The organism is Pseudomonas sp. BAY1663 (assembly GCF_000582595.1).
Taxonomy (GTDB): domain Bacteria; phylum Pseudomonadota; class Gammaproteobacteria; order Pseudomonadales; family Pseudomonadaceae; genus Stutzerimonas; species Stutzerimonas stutzeri_AF.
In genome coordinates this window covers 14367-30943 of record NZ_AZSV01000007.1, presented here as the reverse complement: position 1 = coordinate 30943, position 16577 = coordinate 14367, and the positions used below count along the sequence as shown (strand labels likewise).

The window sequence follows — 16577 nt, the reverse complement described above, 5'->3', positions numbered from 1 at the left end:
GCCAAGGCGCCCCTTAACTGTATAAATAGCCAGCCTTCGTCCGGGCAGCGCGCCCGGGTTCTAGCGGACGTGCGATGCGCCAGGCTCTGGAAAACCCCTTCTACTATCTTGAGAACTTCCAGCAGGTGCTGAGCTGGGTCGGCCAGCATCACGGCGACCTGCTGGACGAGCGCGAGCGCGCCTTCCTCGACCGCTTTCCGCAGCTGCCGCAGGCATCGCGAGCCCTGCTGGTGCGCATGGTCATGCGCAAGGGCACGCTGTTCCGCGCCAGCAAGCTGCTCTATCGGGAAATTGGCTGCCCTCATCGGGCCGCACAGGCACTGATCGAGCAGGGCTGGCTCGATCCCGACCCCGAGCTGCCCCTGGAGCAACTGTTCGCCCTGCTGAAAAAGAGCGAACTGGCGCAGGCATTCGGCGCTGCCGGAGCAGGCAGCCTGCGCAAATCCGAGTTGCTGGAGAGCCTGCTCCCGCATCACTCGCAAGCTCGCTCTCTGGCGGATTGGTGTGCCCAGCTCGACGACAGGGTCTTCGCCCTGGGCATCGATCCGCTGTGCGAACGCCTGCGCCTGATGTTCTTCGGCAACATCCACCAGGACTGGTCCGAGTTCGTCCTGGCCGACCTGGGGATCTACCGCTACGAACAGGTGCCGTTCAGCAGTGATTCGCGTGCATTCCACAGTCGCGCCGATCTGGACGCCTACCTCCAGCTGCAGCGCTGCCGCGAGCACTTCGACGCTGGCGACGGCCCTGCCGAGGTGCTGGCGGAGATTCCCCAACGCCCCTATGCCAACGACTGGCTGGAAAGCCGGCGCGGCAAACTGCTGCTGCGCATCGCCCAGCAGTTCGAACGCCTCGGCGACCTGTCCGAGGCCTTGCGCCTGCACGCAGCCAATCGCTACCCCGGTGCGCGGGAACGGGCCATTCGCGTGCTCGAGCGCCGCGGCCAGCCCGAGGCCGCTCTGGAATTGGCGTTGCAGGCCCAGGTGGCGCCGGAAAGCGAGCATGAGGCGCAGCAACTGGAGCGCATGCTGCCGCGCCTGCAACGTGCCCTGGGGCAGCAGGCGTCCCGGCAACGCCGCGCGGAGCCGGAGCGTATCGACCTCGTCCTGCCCCGGGCCGCCAGCGTCGAGCTCGCCGTGTGCGCGCATTTGTCCACGCCGCAGGCTCCGTTGTACTACGTGGAGAATGCCCTGGTCGGCTCGCTGTTCGGCCTGCTCTGCTGGGAGGCGATCTTCGCCCCCCTGCCCGGCGCGTTCTTCCATCCGTTCCACTGGGCGCCGGCGGATCTGAGCCGGCCGGATTTCCATCGGCGGCGCGCCGAGCTGTTCGCCCGTTGCCTCGCCGGCCTGGACAGCGGCGACTATCGCGACTGCATCCTGCGCACCTTCCAGGCCAAGTTCGGCATCCACAACGCCTTCGTCGCCTGGGGCCTGCTCGACGCAGAGCTGCTGCAGCGGGCGCTGGACTGCCTGCCCGCCGCGCACCTGAAACTGATGTTCCAGCGCATCCTCGCCGACGTCTGCGGCAATCGCTCCGGCCTGCCGGACCTGATCCAGTTCTGGCCGGACGAGCGCCGCTACCGGATGATCGAGGTCAAGGGGCCCGGCGACCGCCTGCAGGACAACCAGAAACGCTGGATCGACTACGCCCACCGGCACGGCCTGCCCATCGCGGTGTGCTACGTGCAATGGGCGGAGGCGGCGCAGTGAGCTATCGCGTGGCGGTGCGGGCGCTCTGCGAGTTCACCGCCAAGGTCGGCGACCTGGACCTGCGCTTCACCCCTTCGCCGACCGCGCAGGAAGGCATCGCCGGCCACGCGCAGGTCGCCGCCCGGCGCGCTGCGGGCTACGAGCGCGAGGTGGCGCTGGAAGGCCAGTACCGGCAACTGACGGTGCGTGGCCGCGCCGACGGCTACGATCCGCGGCGCAATCGCCTGGAGGAGATCAAGACCTTTCGTGGCGACCTCGAACGCCAGCCAGCCAACCATCGTCAGCTGCACTGGGCCCAGGCCAGGGTATACGGCTGGCTGCTGTGCCAATCGCGCGGCCTCGACGAAATCGAGCTGGCGCTGGTGTATTTCGACGTGGTCAGCCACAAGGAAACCCTACTCGTCGAACACCACACCGCCGATACCCTGCGCGATTTCTTCGAGAGCCTGTGCCAACGCTTCGTCGCCTGGGCCGAGCAGGAGCTCGCGCACCGTGCCGAGCGCGACCAGGCGCTGCGCGCACTACGCTTCCCCCATGCGGATTTTCGCAGCGGCCAGCGGCAACTGGCCGAGGCGGTGTACAAGGCCGCCTGTACCGGCACCACGCTGATGGCCCAGGCGCCGACCGGCATCGGCAAGACGCTCGCCACGCTGTTCCCGCAGCTCAAGGCCTTCCCCGGCCAGCGGCTGGACAAGCTGTTCTTCCTCGCCGCGAAGACCTCCGGCCGACGCCTGGCCCTGGATGCGCTCCAAACGCTGCAACGCCACGGCGCGACGACGCTGCGCGTGCTGGAACTCATCGCGCGGGAAAAATCCTGCGAGCATCCGGACAAGGCCTGCCATGGCGAGGCCTGCCCGTTGGCGAAGGCTTCTACGATCGTCTGCCGACGGCCCGCGCCGCCGCGCTGGAGCAGCCGCTGCTGGACCAGGCAGCGTTGCGCGACGTCGCCCTCGCCCACCAGGTCTGTCCCTACTACCTCGCCCAGGAACTGGCGCGCTGGGCCGACGTGGTGGTGGGCGACTACAACTACTATTTCGATCTCGGCGCCCTGCTCCATGGCCTGACATTGAGCAATGAATGGCGTGTCGGTGTGCTGGTGGACGAGGCGCACAACCTGCTGGAGCGCGGCCGCGGCATGTATAGCGCGGAGCTTGACCAAAATATTTTCAAGGGGTTACGGCGAAAAGCTCCAGCACAACTGAAGAATGCACTGTCACGCATCCAGCGCTCCTGGAACGAAGTGCACCGCGACCAGCTGCAGGCCTACCAGGTGCTGCCCGAGCTGCCCTTCAAGCTGCTTGGTGTGCTGCAGCAGGCCGTCAGCGCCATCACCGACTACCTGGGGGAAAACCCCGGCGGCCTCGATCCTGACCTGCAGCGCGCCTATTTCGATGCCATGCACTTCTGCCGCGTGGCCGAGCTGTTCGGCGAGCACTCGCTGTTCGACTGCAGCCTGCTGCCGAGTCCGTCGCGTAGCGGGAACGTCCTTTCGCGGCTGACCCTGCGCAATGTCGTCCCGGCACCGTTTCTCGCCCCGCGACTGGCGCTGGCGCGCTCCTGCGTGCTGTTTTCCGCCACCCTGGGCCCGCGGCGCTTCTACGCCGACACCCTCGGCCTGCCGCCCGCGAGCGTGTGGCTGGACGTCGAATCGCCTTTTCGCAGCGAACAACTGCGGGTTCACCTGGCCAGCCACGTGTCCACCCGCTATCAGGACCGCGCGGCATCGCTGGCGCCCATCGTCGAGCTGATCGCCCGCCAGTACCGCGAACGTCCCGGCAACTACCTGGCCTTCTTCAGCAGCTTCGAGTACCTGCAACAGGTCACCGCCCTGCTCGGCAGCCGCCATCCCGACATCCCGTTCTGGGCGCAGACCCGAGGTATGCAGGAGGACGCCCGCGACGCCTTTCTCGCCCGCTTCACCAACAGCAGCCAGGGCATTGGCTTCGCCGTGCTCGGCGGCGCGTTCGCCGAAGGCATCGACCTGCCCGGACGGCGCCTGATCGGCGCCTTCATCGCCACCCTCGGGCTGCCCCAGGTCAATCCGGTCAACGAGCAGTTCAAGTCGCGCCTCGAAGCCCTGTTCGGTCGGGGACATGGCTACGACTACACCTACCTCTACCCCGGCTTGCAGAAGGTCGTGCAAGCTGCAGGGCGCGTGATCCGCACCCGCGACGACGACGGCATCGTGCACCTGATCGACGACCGTTTCGGCCGCCCACAGGTACGGCGCCTGCTGCCGGGCTGGTGGGATCTGGACGCCGAAACGGGCACCTGACCGATGTCCGAGCATGGTGCTCGCCGTTCTGGTTGCGCGGGCCACGGAGGCTGGTTATAGTCCTGCGCCGCTGATTTCCCCAATCAGCAGCGCACAAGCATCATGCCCGGATGGCGAAATTGGTATACGCAAGGGACTTAAAATCCCTCATCCGAAAGGGTATGCGGGTTCGACCCCCGCTCCGGGCACCAATGATGGCTCACTGGAGCCTCGCCCCTCGCCTTTGCCCATCCCAATACAGCTGGACGACTCGGCACCTGCACACAAGACCGCTCGTTTGTACGATGCGAAATCAGATTCGCTCGACAGAGGATCGGCCAGCCGTGCCGCACATCGTCATGTCCGGAGCAGCCCGTCGCGCCAGGGCCAGGGCATTCGGCGACTTGCCCGCGGCGCCGGCCTGTTGCCGGCCGCGCCAATGGGCCTGCGCTGGATAGTGCCGATTTCCGATTTCTTGACCAGATCCTCTAGTGATCGCTTGCTCATCAGAACCCCCTCGCCTCATCGTGGGCATCCGTGCCGCTCGGACATCCGTTGCAAGTAGCATGCGCCAGCGACTGTTACAGGGGCTTTTCAGAGCCTCCGGGGCAGACGATCGAACGATCGCATCGACGATTGGCGCTGAGCGCAGCGAAACCCAACAATTGCAATGCGGAACCCTCAGCTTGCGTGCCGCGGCAAGCCCAGCGAAATCAGCGCCGCCACGACCACGAAGCTCGCCGAGACCCAGAGGCAGGCCTGCAGGCCATAGGCCTGGAAGACCCAGCCTGACAGCAAGGTACCGAGCAAGCGGCCCAGTGCGTTGGACATGTAGTAGAAGCCCACATCCAGCGAAACCCCGTCTTCCTTGGCATAGCTGACGATGAGGTAGCTGTGCAGCGAGGAATTGACCGCGAACAGCGCGCCGAACAACAGCAGCCCCCCCAGCAGGACCAGCGCCGGCGACAACTCGCTGGCCAGACCCATGGCGATCACGGCCGGCAACCCCGCCAGCATGGCGGCCCAGACGAATGCGGCCCGGCCGTCGGGCACGTGGCCACGCCTCTTGCCGGTGATCGCGGGTGCCAGCGACTGAACGATGCCATAGCCGATGATCCAACAGGCGAGAAAGCCGCCAACCTGCCAGAAGCTCCAGCCGAAGGCCGTACTCAGATACACCGGCAAGGCAATGACGAACCACACATCGCGGGCACCGAAGAGAAACAGCCGGGCCGCGGAAAGAATATTGACCGCCCGGCTCTTGGACAGGATGTCCTTGAACCTGGGCTTGGCCTTGGCTTTGCGAGATCCCTCTTCAGCAGTACCAGGCTGCCCAGCCAGATCAGCGCCAGCACGCTGGCCATCGCCAGCACCGCACCGGCAAAGCCGAGCAACGCCAGCAGCGCGCCACCGAGGAAGAACCCCACCCCTTTGAGCGCATTCTTCGAGCCCGTGAGAATCGCCACCCAGCGGTACAAGGTGCCCTGCTCGCTGCCGGGAACCAGCAGCTTGATCGAACTCTTCGCCGACATCTTGTTCAGGTCCTTGGCGATGCCGGACAGCGCCTGCGCGCCCATTACCCAGGGTACGGTCAACCAGGCGGCCGGCACCGTGAGCATCAGCAGGGCGAACACCTGCAGCGCCAGGCCGATGTTCATCGTCCGATTGAGCCCCAGGCGGGCACCCAGGTAACCCCCGATCAGATTGGTGACCACCCCGAAGATTTCATAGAACAGGAACAGCGCGGCGATTTGCAGCGGCGTATAGCCCAGCGTGTGGAAATGCAGCACGACCAGCATGCGCAGTGCGCCGTCGGTCAGCGTGAAGGCCCAGTAGTTACCGGTGACGATCAGGTACTGGCGCACCTCGGGTGAGAGTCGAGCAAGGGCTTGCATGAGAGATTCCGGTTGCCTGGGCCATGGGGCGGGAGACCCGCGCGGTGATCTCCCGCACGGGCCGGGTATCGAGCAGATCGCCGCTGGTTCAGCCAGCCAGTCCCACCTTGCGCGCCAGCTCCACCGTGCGATTGGCGTAGCCCCATTCGTTGTCGTACCAGGCATAAATCTTCACCTGGGTGCCATTGACCACCATGGTCGACAGCGCGTCGACGATCGACGAGCGCGGGTCGCTGCGATAGTCGATGGATACCAGCGGGCGCTCCTCGTAGCCGAGGATGCCCTTGAGTTCGCCGTCGGCCGCCGCCTTGAGCAAGCGGTTCACCTCCTCCACGCCGGTGGCGCGCTCGACTTCGAACACGCAGTCGGTCAGCGAGGCGTTGGCCAACGGTACGCGCACCGCATGGCCGTTCAGCTTGCCGCGCAGTTCGGGGAAGATTTCCGCGATGGCGGTGGCCGAGCCGGTGGTGGTCGGAATCAGGCTCATGCCCGAGGCCCGTGCCCGGCGCAGGTCCTTGTGCGGCTGGTCGAGGATGCTCTGGGTGTTAGTCAGGTCGTGGATGGTGGTGATCGAGCCATGGCGGATACCGAGATGCTCATGGATCACCTTCACCAGCGGAGCCAGGCAGTTGGTGGTACAGGACGCGGCGGTGACGATGCGGTGCCGGAGCGGGTCGTAGAGCCCGTCGTTCACGCCCATCACCACGTTGAGCGCTCCCGGCTCCTTCACCGGCGCGCTGACCACCACGCGCTTCACGCCCTGTTCCAGATACGCCTGCAGCACGGCGACGCTCTTCATCTTGCCGCTGGCCTCGATGACCACGTCGCAGCCGGACCAGTCGCTGTCGGCGATCGCCTTGTTGGCGGTGACCTTCACCCGCTGGCCGTTGATCACCAGGCAATCGGCGTCGGCACCGGCTTCATGCTGCCAGCGGCCGTGCACGGAGTCGAAATTCAGCAGATGGGCGTGGGTCGCCGCATCGCCGGCAGGGTCGTTGACCCGTACGAAATCCAGCTCCGGCCAGTCCCAGGCCGCGCGCAGGGCCAACCGTCCGATGCGGCCGAAGCCGTTGATGCCAACTTTGATACTCATGCAAGACTCGCTCAGATAGGTGAAGTCAGATATTTCGCGGGGCGAACATGATGATCGCCATCCCCAGGACCGCCACGGCGCCGCCGAACAGGTCCCAGCCGGTAGGCCGAACGCCATCGACCAGCCACAACCAGAGCAACGCCACGCCGACATAGACGCCACCATAGGCGGCATATACCCGCCCGGCGGCCGTAGGGTGCAGGGACAGCAGCCAGGCGAACAGCGCCAGAGAAACGGCCGCCGGCACCAGCAACCAGATGCTCTTGCCCTGTTTCAGCCAGAGGTAGGGCAGATAGCAGCCGACGATCTCGGCGACGGCGGTGATCACGAACAGGCCAAGGGTATTCAGCATGCGCCCCTCGTCATTCGCCGAAACGTTCGATCCAGCCGGCATGGGCCGGATGCTGGATCGCCTTGGGCCGCAAGGCCTGCACGGCGGCGATGGCGTCCTGGCGCGGCACGCCGCGCTCGATCAGGATGCGCGCCGCAATCAGCCCGGTGCGACCGGAACCGCCTTTGCAATGAATGGCGAGGCTGCGCCCGCTGCTCAGCAATTCGGCGATGCGCACGCGGGCACCTGCCCAGGCGCTATCGAAGTCCGCCAATGGCACCTGCTCGTCGGCTACCGGCAGGTGAATCCACTCCAGGCCGCGTGCGGCACAGAGTTGCGGCAGTTGCGTGGCGCCATTGCGGGCCAGCTCAGCGCTGGGCATCAGCGTGATCAGCGCGTCGGCTCCAGCGGCCTGCAAGGTATCCAGGGCCTCGTCCACGCGGGTCTCCCGCGTACCGGGGCATGGCGTGAAGATCAGGCGGCCGCCGCCGGGGACGTCGAGAATGTCATAGGGATGCTGGGGCATGACTATTTCCTGTAGATCAGATAGAGCGTTGGTTGACGCGCTCGGACAACGCTGCGGCCGACTCTTTGCGCTCCGAGTAGCGGTCGACCAGATAGTCGGTGCGGCCGCGTACCAGCAGGGTGAACTTGAACAGTTCCTCCATCACGTCCACTACGCGATCGTAATAGGACGAGGGTTTCATACGACCGTCGTCCTCGAACTCCAGGTAAGCCTTGGCCACCGAAGACTGGTTGGGGATGGTGATCATGCGCATCCAGCGCCCCAGTACGCGCATCTGGTTCAGGGCGTTGAACGATTGCGAGCCACCGCTGACCTGCATGAGCGCCAGCGTCTTGCCCTGGGTCGGGCGCAGCGCCCCTACGGCCAGCGGCACCCAGTCGATTTGTACCTTGAGCACTGCGCTCATGGCTCCGTGGCGTTCCGGCGAACACCACACCTGCCCTTCAGACCACTGCATCAGCTCGCGCAGCTCCTGGACCTTGGAATGGCTGACCGGCGCATCGTCCGGCAGCGGCAGCCCCGAAGGGTCGAAGATGCGTGTCTCTGCGCCGAAGCGCTGCAACAGGCGCGCGGCTTCCTGCACCAGCAAACGACTGTAGGAGCGCTCGCGATTCGAGCCATAGAGCAGCAGGATACGTGGCTTGTGTTCCGGCTGGGGCGGCAAGCCAAGTTGCTCCAGGGTGGGCAGATCGAGCAGCTCGGGGTCGATATTGGGCAGGTCGTCGTGCATGAAGCCGTCCTGAAGGTGGTTGGCAGGCAACGGTGCAGGCTCCGCCAGGCATCGTCGTACACGTAATCAGGCGCAGGCGCTGGAGCGCTCCGGCCGGTTGCGCATGTTTTCCAGGCGTTGGACGTTGCTGCTCAGCCAGTTTTTGTTGGCGATGATGACCGGCTGGAGCATGTCGCTCACCCAATCGGGCAGATGCGGATGCAAACGGTAATAGACCCACTGCCCCTGGCGTCGATCCTCCAGCAGGCCACAACCACGTAGCAGAGCCAGATGCCGGGAAATCTTCGGCTGGCTTTCGTCCAGTGCGCAGGTCAGCTCGCAGACACACAGCTCCCCTTCGCGAGCGATCAGCAGGGCGATACGGGCCCGGGTTTCGTCCGCCAGGCATTTGAATACGGTGGTGGGGGTCAGGTGCTCGATCATCGAAGAACTCTTCAGTGTTTGTTCCTTACCAGCACGAACATCTTGATGCGCTCGTGAATCTCATGAAGGGTGTGACGATAGGCGTCCGGTTGTTCGCTGCTGGCTGGGTCCTCGAAATTCCAGGCGATGTACTCGCCGGCGCCCGGCAGCGCATGGCATTCCAGCGATGACTTGTCGCACAGCGTGATGACGTAGTCGAACTGCTGCCCTTCCAGTTCCGCCAGCGACTTGCTGCGCAACCCGGCTGTCGATACGCCAAGATGGTGCAGTGCCGCTAGCGCATGAGGATCGACCTGCGTCGGTGCAGTCCCGGCACTGAACGCCTCGAAATGCTCCGCATCGGTATGGCGCAGCAGGGCCTCGGCCAGCAGGGAGCGCGCCGAGTTGGCAACGCAGACGAACAGCACGCGAGTTTTGCAAGTCATGGCAAGCTCCTGCGAATACGTTTTGGCGAATATATTGCCTGCTGCATATTCCGTAAAGCCCCGTCGTTCATTTCTGATGACTAGAGAGGAAAGCCCTGATTTGCCCAGCACAGAGCTGCGAGCGTATAGTGCACAACACATATCTTATTTAGCGCATATCAACACACGATAGCCTGCCAGCGGCATCGCCGAGGTCGGCTACTGCACCCCGCCCCGTTCAATATCAAGCTGCAAGAAGGTAGAAACAGATGTCCAGCCAATGCGAAGCGCTCGGCAAGAAGGCTGCTGGTGCACCGCTCGGATTCTTCGAGCGCTATCTGACGCTATGGGTGTTTCTCTGCATCGTTGCCGGCACCCTGCTCGGCCTGGGCCTGCCTGCAGTTGCACATGCGATCGGCGCGCTGGAAATCGCCCACGTGAATATTCCGGTCGGCCTGCTGATCTGGGTGATGATCATCCCCATGCTGATGAAGATCGATTTCTCGGCGCTGCGGGAGGTCTATGCCCAGCGCACGAGCATGGGCATCACCCTGTTCGTCAACTGGGCGATCAAGCCTTTCACCATGGCTCTGCTGGGCTGGCTGTTCATCAAGCACGTCTTCGCGCCCTGGCTGCCCGCGACAGAGCTGGACAGCTACATGGCGGGGTTGATCCTGCTCGGTGCCGCACCGTGCACGGCGATGGTATTCGTCTGGAGCAATCTGTGCAGTGGCAACGCCAACTTCACCCTGACCCAGGTGGCCTTGAACGACGTGGTGATGGTATTCGCCTTCGCCCCCATCGTTGCCCTGTTGCTGGGTGTCTCGTCGATCCCGGTTCCGTGGGACACCCTGCTGCTCTCCGTGGTGATGTACATCGTCATTCCACTGGCCATCGCCCAGTTCATCCGTGCGCGGCTGATGAAACGCGGCGAACGCGCGTTCCAGACGCACTGGCGAAGATTTCGCCATTCGCCATCGTCGCCCTGCTGGCGACCCTGGTCCTGCTGTTCTCCTTCCAAGGCAAAGCCATCGTCGCCCAGCCGCTGATCATCGCCATGCTCGCCGTGCCGATCCTGCTGCAAACGCTGTTCATCGCGGGACTCGGCTATTGGCTCAACCGCAGCTTCAAGGTTCGCCACGACGTGGCTGGGCCGTCGACAATGATTGGCGCCTCGAACTTCTTCGAGCTGGCAGTCGCCGTCGCAATCGTGCTCTACGGCTTCGACTCGGGCGCGGCATTGGCCACCGTGGTCGGCGTACTGATCGAAGTGCCACTGATGCTCTGGCTGGTACGCAGCATCAACCACAGTCGGGATTGGTACAACCAGGCATTATCAGCGGCTTGAGACAACGCCCGTTGCGCGCCCCGACGGGGCACACGGCGGGCCAGCTATCGCCCCACGGAACCAGCAGGCGATGCTCGTGGCCTGATGAGTAGCAGCGCTGTGGAGACAAGCCGTGTCCGACTCGATGACTTACCTGGCCATCGCCGCAATGGTCCTGCTGATAACGCTTGATCTGCTGGCGATCATCAGCGTCTTCAAGAGCGACAGAACCGTAGGCGCCAAAGCGCTCTGGGCTATCGGCATTGCCGTTTTCCCGATACTGGGCCTGCTGTTCTGGCTATTGGCCGGCCTTCGCCGCACGCGCTGAAGCGTTCTCAGGGATTCGAGCCCAACAGATCCAACGCCTGCCCCAGGACCTCCACCGCTTCGGCATGCTTGCCGGCATTGTGCAGTTCCTCGCCCTGCGCCCGCAGATCCTTGACCTGGGCGAGCGTGGCGGCATCTTCTGGCGGGTTGTTCTGCAGTTGCTCATCGATCTTCGCCATGTCCATTGGGCAATGCATGGCGAACAGTGAAGTGCTGAAGACAGCAGCGAGGGTGAAACCAAGCAGGCGGCGCATGGCGGCTCTCCTCTGGGAGCGGTCCTTCAAGTATAGAAAGCCCTGCCGGCGCAACCGGGTTTCGGATATATGGTCAGCCGTAACGGCTGAGCGAGTACTCGCCTTGCGGCGCCATCGCTGCAAAAGAAAAAACCCCAAGCAAACGAGCTGCTTGGGGTTCTTTTAAGATGGAGGCCGATGTCGGAATCGAACCGGCGTACACGGATTTGCAATCCGCTGCATAACCACTCTGCCAACCGGCCTCAAAACGACTGCGCCGCAATTTCCTGCGGCGCAATCTGCAAACTGGAGCGGGAAACGAGACTCGAACTCGCGACCCCGACCTTGGCAAGGTCGTGCTCTACCAACTGAGCTATTCCCGCGTTGTCTTGGTGACGGGCGCCATTCTATACCATCGAATGCTGCCGTCAAGCCTTTGATTAAAAAAGTTTTTATTTCTTTTCCGTGGTGCTCAGGTGTGGCCATGCGGCGATCAGGTAGTTGACCATCGACCACAGCGTCAGGCCGGCCGCGACGATCAGCAGCGCATATCCGATTCCGACCCAGATCGTCGGCTGCGGCGGGTTGGCCAGCAGGATCACCAGGGCCACCATCTGCGCGGCGGTCTTCCACTTGCCCAGGTTGGAGACCGCCACCTGCGCCCTGGCGCCGAGTTCCGCCATCCATTCGCGCAGCGCCGACACCACGATCTCGCGGCCGATGATGATCGCCGCCGGCAAGGTCAGCCAGAGATTGCCGTGCTCCTCGACCAACAGCACCAGGCCACCGCCACCATTAGCTTGTCGGCGACCGGATCGAGGAAGGCGCCGAACGGCGTGCTCTGTTCCAGCCGACGCGCCAGGTAGCCGTCGAGCCAGTCGGTCAGTGCGGCCACGGTGAACACTGCACTGGCGGCCAGGTAGCTCCAGTAGAACGGCAGGTAGAACAACAGGATGAAGATGGGTATCAGCAGCACGCGCAGTACGGTGAGCAGGTTTGGGATATTCATCGGTACCACTGATCGGCGGAATTCGAGGAGAGTTTACTCACTGTGCAGAGCGGCATAAATCGACTCGGCAAGCTTTTTACTTATACCAGGTGCTTTGGCGATTTCCTCGAGGCTGGCTCTGCATAGCTCCTGCAGACCACCGAAGTGCTTGAGCAGTTCGCGCCGGCGCTTGGGGCCGATGCCCGGAACGTCTTCGAGCGTCGAAGTGCGCCGCGCCTTGCCGCGCCGCGCCCGGTGTCCGGTGATGGCGAAGCGGTGGGCTTCGTCGCGCACCTGCTGGATCAGGTGCAGCGCCGGCGAATCGGCCGGCAGGGTGAATTCGTGGGCGGCATCGTTCAGGTAGAGGGTTTCCAGGCCCGGCTTGCGCGTCACGCCCTTGGCCACCCCGAGCAGGATCAGCTCCGGCACGGCCAGCTCTTCGAGCACCTCGCGGGCCATGTTGAGCTGGCCCTTGCCGCCATCCACCAGCAGGATGTCGGGCAGCTTGCCCTCGCCTTCGGCGGCCTTGCGAAAGCGGCGCGACAGGGCCTGGTGCATTGCCGCGTAATCGTCGCCGGCGGTGACGCCTTCGATGTTGTAGCGGCGGTAGTCGGACTTCAACGGCCCTTCCGGGCCGAATACCACGCAGGAGGCTACGGTCGCTTCGCCACTGGAATGGCTGATGTCGAAGCACTCCAGGCGCAGCGGCGGCTCGTCGAGCTGCAGCGCCTCGGCCAGTGCCTCGAAGCGCGCCGACAGGTGTTGCCGGTTGGCCAGCCGTGCGGCCAGTGCCTGTTCGGCGTTGGTCAGCGCCAGCTGCTGCCAGCGCGCCCGGGTACCACGTACGCGATGGCTGATGTTGAGTTCCAGCCCACGCAGCTCGGCGATGGCGTTGGTCAGCGTGGCGAAGTCCTCGTGCACGGCGTTGACGATCAGCTCGCCCGGCAGGTCGCGCTCCGCCGAGCCCAGGTAATACTGCTCGAGGAATGCCTGCAGCACTTCGCTGACGCTTTCCTCGATCGCCACCTGGGGGAAGAAGTTCTTGCTGCCCAGCACCCGCCCGCCACGCACCGTGATCAGGTGAACACAGGCGCCACCCGGGCTGACCGCCGCGGCGACGATGTCGACGTCGCCGGAACCGCCTTCCATGCTCTGCTGGTCCTGCACCCGGCGCAGGATGGCGATCTGGTCGCGAATCTCGGCGGCGCGCTCGAAGTCCAGGTTCATCGCGGCCTTCTCCATGTTGCGCGAGAGTTCCTCGGCCAGCGCGTTGCTGCGGCCTTCGAGGAACATCACCGAATGGCGCACGTCCTCGGCGTACTCGGCGGGATCGACCAGGTTCACGCAGGGCGCCTTGCAGCGCTTGATCTGGTACTGCAGGCACGGCCGTGTGCGGTTGCGGTAGTAGCTGTCCTCGCACTGGCGCACGAAGAAGGCCTTCTGCAGCAGGCTCAGGCTTTCGCGGATGGCCCCGGCGCTGGGATAGGGGCCGAAATAGCGCCCCGGCTCCTTCTTGGCGCCGCGGTGGATGCTCAGCCGCGGGAATTCCCCGGTGGACAGGAAGACGTAGGGGTAGGACTTGTCGTCGCGCAGGAGGATGTTGTACGGCGGCCGCCACTGCTTGATCAGCGTCTGCTCGAGTAGCAGTGCCTCGGTTTCGTTCGCCGTGATGGTGGTTTCCACCTGCGCGATCTTCGCCACCAGGGCCGCCGTCTTCGGCGCCTGACCGGTCTTGCGGAAGTAGCTGGCCAGGCGCTTCTTGAGGTTCTTGGCCTTGCCCACGTAGAGCAGCTTGCCGTCGCTATCGAGCATGCGATACACGCCCGGCCGGCCACTGCAGGCGGCCAGGAATGCGACCGGATCGAAGGTGCCTGCCATCAGTTGACGGTATCGACCATCCCGTGACGAACCGCCAGCAGGGCCAGTTCGACGTCACTGGTGATCGAAAGCTTCTCGAAGATGCGGTAGCGGTAGGTGTTGACCGTCTTCGGCGAGAGGCAGAGCTTGTCGGAGATGCTCTGCACCTTCTGGCAGTTGGCGATCATCAGCGCGATCTGGATTTCCCGTTCGGAAAGCAGATCGAAGGGCGACTCGCTGAGCTGCGGCTGGAACGACTTCAATGCCAGCTGCTGGGCGATCTGCGGGCTGATGTAGCGCTGGCCGCCAAAGACCATGCGAATGGCCTGGACCATTTCATCGAGCGCCGCGCCCTTGGTCAGATAGCCCGCCGCGCCGGCCTGCAGCAGGCGGGTGGGGAAAGGATCCTCTTCGCAGATGGTCACTGCGATGACCTTCAGGTCGGGATAGCTGCGCAGAAGCTTGCGGGTCGCCTCGAGGCCACCGATGCCCGGCATCTTCACGTCCATCAGGACCACATCGGGCTTGAGTTCGCGGGCCTTCTTGATGGCCTCTTCGCCAGAGTCCGCCTGCCCAATGACTTGCAGCCCATCGATATCCCCCAGCATGCGACTGATGCCTGTGCGAACCAGATCGTGGTCGTCGACCACCAGCACCCTAATCAAGCAGACACCTCATTGACTGTATTGAAAGCTGGCTGGCTGCGCGCTTTTCAGGAGCGAACTCTACCAAAAAAAACATCCGGCTGGCCGATCAACAAGCCAAGCAACTGATCGAGATCATAAGACGGCCTGCAGCAACCGACGAAGTGCGCACAGAACGCCGATGGGCGGTCGCCTTCCAGCCCTCGCATTCCGCTTCTTCCGGCGCCATGGTCATTCGCCTGCCATGCCTCGCCATTACCGTTGACTCGACCAGCGGATAATTGACAAATGCTGATCCAAGTCATTTCGGCGATTACCATGCGTGCGCTTAATGAGACAGGACATCCGTAGGGAGCACGTAAAATGTCGGAATCAGCGCAAAAACTCCGCCTCAGTGCCCTGATTGCACTGGTGGTCGGTTCGATGATCGGCGGCGGTATCTTCTCGCTACCGCAGAACATGGCGGCCAGTGCGGGGGCCGGTGCGGTATTGATCGGCTGGGCGATCACCGGGATCGGCATGCTGACCCTTGCTTTCGTCTTTCAGACCCTGGCCAACCGCAAGCCGGAACTGGATACCGGCGTCTATGCCTATGCCAAGGCCGGATTCGGCGACTACATGGGCTTTTCCTCGGCCTGGGGCTACTGGATCAGCGCCTGGATCGGCAACGTCAGCTACCTGGTCCTGCTGTTCAGCACCCTGGGGCTGTTCTTCCCGGCCTTCGGCGAAGGCAACACCCCGGCCGCCATCATCTGCGCCTCGCTGTTGCTGTGGGGCATCCATTTCCTGGTACTCAACGGCATCAAGGAAGCGGCTTTCCTCAACCTGATCACCACCATCGCCAAGGTCGTGCCGCTGGTGCTGTTCATCGTGATTGCCGCCCTCGCCTTCAAGGTCGAAGTGTTCAGTGCCGACTTCTGGGGTGCGGGCAACCTCGAGCTGGGCAGCGTGATGGACCAGGTACGCGGCATGATGCTGGTCACCGTCTGGGTGTTCATCGGTATCGAGGGCGCCAACATCTATTCGGCACGCGCGCAGAATCGCCGTGATATCGGCAAGGCGACCATCATCGGCTTCTACGCCGTACTGCTGCTTCTGGTGCTGGTGAACGTGCTGTCGATGGGCATCCTGAGCCAACCGGAACTGGCCGCGCTGAAGAACCCCTCCATGGCCGGCGTGCTGGAGCACGTGGTCGGGCGCTGGGGCGCGCTGCTGATCAGCGTCGGGCTGGTCATCTCGCTGCTCGGCGGGTTGCTGGCATGGACGCTGCTCTGTGCCGAGATCCTCTTCGCCGGGGCGCGCGACCACACCATGCCGACCTTCCTGCGCAAGGAAAACGCCAAGCAGGTGCCGAGCAACGCGCTGTGGCTGTCCAATGGCCTGATCCAGCTGATGCTGATCATCACCCTGTTCAACGACGCGACCTACCTCAACCTGCTGTACCTGGCCACCTCGATGATCCTGGTGCCGTACTTCTGGTCGGCCGCCTATGCGGTGCTGGTCAGCTGGCGTGGCGAAACCTACGAGAACGCCCCCGGCGAACGCCGCAAGGATCTGCTGATCGCGCTGGTCGCCCTGCTCTACGCCGCATGGCTGCTCTATGCCGGCGGCATCCAGTACCTGCTGCTGTCGGCCCTGCTCTATGCGCCTGGCGCGCTGTTTTTCGCCAAGGCCAAGCGCGAACTGCACCAGCCGGTGTTCACCACGCTGGAGAAGCTCATCTTCGCCGGCGTGCTCGTGGGTGCGCTGATCGCGGCCTACGGCCTGCATGACGGCTTCCTGACCCTTTGACCCACCCTGGCCCCTCCGCGGGCCAGCCCGTGCAAGGAGATTTCC

General features: G+C 64.0%; 13 protein-coding genes, 3 tRNA genes and 4 pseudogenes. 6 read left to right on the top strand and 14 right to left on the bottom strand.

Annotated features, from left to right (window positions below; all coding sequences use genetic code 11):
- Positions 1 to 74: 74 nt before the first annotated feature.
- The 3 genes and pseudogenes from BAY1663_RS03765 (at position 75) to BAY1663_RS03755 (ending at position 4175) form a co-directional block, all read left to right on the top strand.
- On the top strand, positions 75 to 1709 hold the full coding sequence (locus tag BAY1663_RS03765; protein WP_037038057.1) for a VRR-NUC domain-containing protein: 1635 nt from the start codon (positions 75 to 77) through the stop codon (positions 1707 to 1709).
- Positions 1706 to 3984: pseudogene (locus tag BAY1663_RS03760) on the top strand (helicase C-terminal domain-containing protein). The gene BAY1663_RS03765 and the pseudogene BAY1663_RS03760 overlap by 4 nt, the downstream one beginning before the upstream one ends.
- A gap of 104 nt (positions 3985 to 4088) precedes the next feature.
- Positions 4089 to 4175: transfer RNA gene (locus BAY1663_RS03755), tRNA-Leu, on the top strand.
- A gap of 469 nt (positions 4176 to 4644) precedes the next feature.
- Here BAY1663_RS03755 and arsJ read toward each other — a convergent pair.
- The 7 genes and pseudogenes from arsJ to BAY1663_RS03720 all read right to left on the bottom strand — a co-directional run bounded on the left by arsJ (position 4645) and on the right by BAY1663_RS03720 (position 9386).
- Positions 4645 to 5858: pseudogene (arsJ, locus tag BAY1663_RS03750) on the bottom strand (organoarsenical effux MFS transporter ArsJ).
- Between the two features lie 88 nt (positions 5859 to 5946).
- Positions 5947 to 6951: an ArsJ-associated glyceraldehyde-3-phosphate dehydrogenase gene (locus BAY1663_RS03745; protein WP_037038056.1), complete on the bottom strand. Its 1005-nt coding sequence runs from the start codon at positions 6949 to 6951 to the stop codon at positions 5947 to 5949.
- Positions 6952 to 6976: 25 nt separating this feature from the next.
- Positions 6977 to 7303, bottom strand: a complete 327-nt coding sequence (locus BAY1663_RS03740; protein WP_037038055.1) for a YnfA family protein — start codon at positions 7301 to 7303, stop codon at positions 6977 to 6979.
- Between the two features lie 10 nt (positions 7304 to 7313).
- Positions 7314 to 7808: a tyrosine-protein phosphatase gene (locus tag BAY1663_RS03735; protein WP_037038052.1), complete on the bottom strand. Its 495-nt coding sequence runs from the start codon at positions 7806 to 7808 to the stop codon at positions 7314 to 7316.
- Between the two features lie 16 nt (positions 7809 to 7824).
- Complete coding sequence (gene arsH, locus BAY1663_RS03730) at positions 7825 to 8538, bottom strand: arsenical resistance protein ArsH (RefSeq protein WP_037038116.1); 714 nt, start codon at positions 8536 to 8538, stop codon at positions 7825 to 7827.
- Between the two features lie 66 nt (positions 8539 to 8604).
- On the bottom strand, positions 8605 to 8961 hold the full coding sequence (locus BAY1663_RS03725; RefSeq protein ID WP_037038051.1) for a metalloregulator ArsR/SmtB family transcription factor: 357 nt from the start codon (positions 8959 to 8961) through the stop codon (positions 8605 to 8607).
- An 11-nt stretch (positions 8962 to 8972) separates the two neighbouring features.
- A complete protein-coding gene (locus BAY1663_RS03720; protein WP_037038050.1) occupies positions 8973 to 9386 on the bottom strand; it encodes an arsenate reductase ArsC in 414 nt (137 codons plus the stop codon).
- A gap of 248 nt (positions 9387 to 9634) precedes the next feature.
- Here BAY1663_RS03720 and arsB point away from each other — a divergent pair.
- Positions 9635 to 10713: pseudogene (gene arsB, locus BAY1663_RS03715) on the top strand (ACR3 family arsenite efflux transporter).
- A 124-nt stretch (positions 10714 to 10837) separates the two neighbouring features.
- Positions 10838 to 11020, top strand: a complete 183-nt coding sequence (locus BAY1663_RS03710; RefSeq protein ID WP_177325792.1) for a PLDc N-terminal domain-containing protein — start codon at positions 10838 to 10840, stop codon at positions 11018 to 11020.
- Positions 11021 to 11027: 7 nt separating this feature from the next.
- Here the strand turns inward: BAY1663_RS03710 and BAY1663_RS03705 are convergent, their stop codons facing one another.
- The 7 genes and pseudogenes from BAY1663_RS03705 to BAY1663_RS23260 form a co-directional block, all read right to left on the bottom strand.
- A complete protein-coding gene (locus BAY1663_RS03705) occupies positions 11028 to 11273 on the bottom strand; it encodes a hypothetical protein (RefSeq protein WP_037038046.1) in 246 nt (81 codons plus the stop codon).
- Between the two features lie 168 nt (positions 11274 to 11441).
- Positions 11442 to 11515, bottom strand: a tRNA-Cys gene (locus BAY1663_RS03700).
- 44 nt (positions 11516 to 11559) lie between these two features.
- Positions 11560 to 11635: transfer RNA gene (locus BAY1663_RS03695), tRNA-Gly, on the bottom strand.
- A gap of 69 nt (positions 11636 to 11704) precedes the next feature.
- A pseudogene (gene pgsA, locus BAY1663_RS03690) lies at positions 11705 to 12261 on the bottom strand (CDP-diacylglycerol--glycerol-3-phosphate 3-phosphatidyltransferase).
- Positions 12262 to 12294: 33 nt separating this feature from the next.
- Positions 12295 to 14118, bottom strand: a complete 1824-nt coding sequence (gene uvrC, locus BAY1663_RS03685) for an excinuclease ABC subunit UvrC (RefSeq protein WP_037038044.1) — start codon at positions 14116 to 14118, stop codon at positions 12295 to 12297.
- Positions 14118 to 14762: a UvrY/SirA/GacA family response regulator transcription factor gene (gene uvrY / locus BAY1663_RS03680; protein WP_037038042.1), complete on the bottom strand. Its 645-nt coding sequence runs from the start codon at positions 14760 to 14762 to the stop codon at positions 14118 to 14120. Before uvrY ends, uvrC begins: the two co-directional genes overlap by 1 nt.
- A 47-nt stretch (positions 14763 to 14809) precedes the next feature.
- Positions 14810 to 15061, bottom strand: coding sequence for a hypothetical protein (locus BAY1663_RS23260; protein WP_128576062.1), 252 nt, complete (start codon positions 15059 to 15061; stop codon positions 14810 to 14812).
- A 43-nt stretch (positions 15062 to 15104) separates the two neighbouring features.
- Here BAY1663_RS23260 and arcD point away from each other — a divergent pair, with 43 nt between their 5' ends.
- Complete coding sequence (gene arcD / locus BAY1663_RS03675; protein WP_037038041.1) at positions 15105 to 16532, top strand: arginine-ornithine antiporter; 1428 nt, start codon at positions 15105 to 15107, stop codon at positions 16530 to 16532.
- The last annotated feature ends 45 nt before the right edge of the window (positions 16533 to 16577 follow it).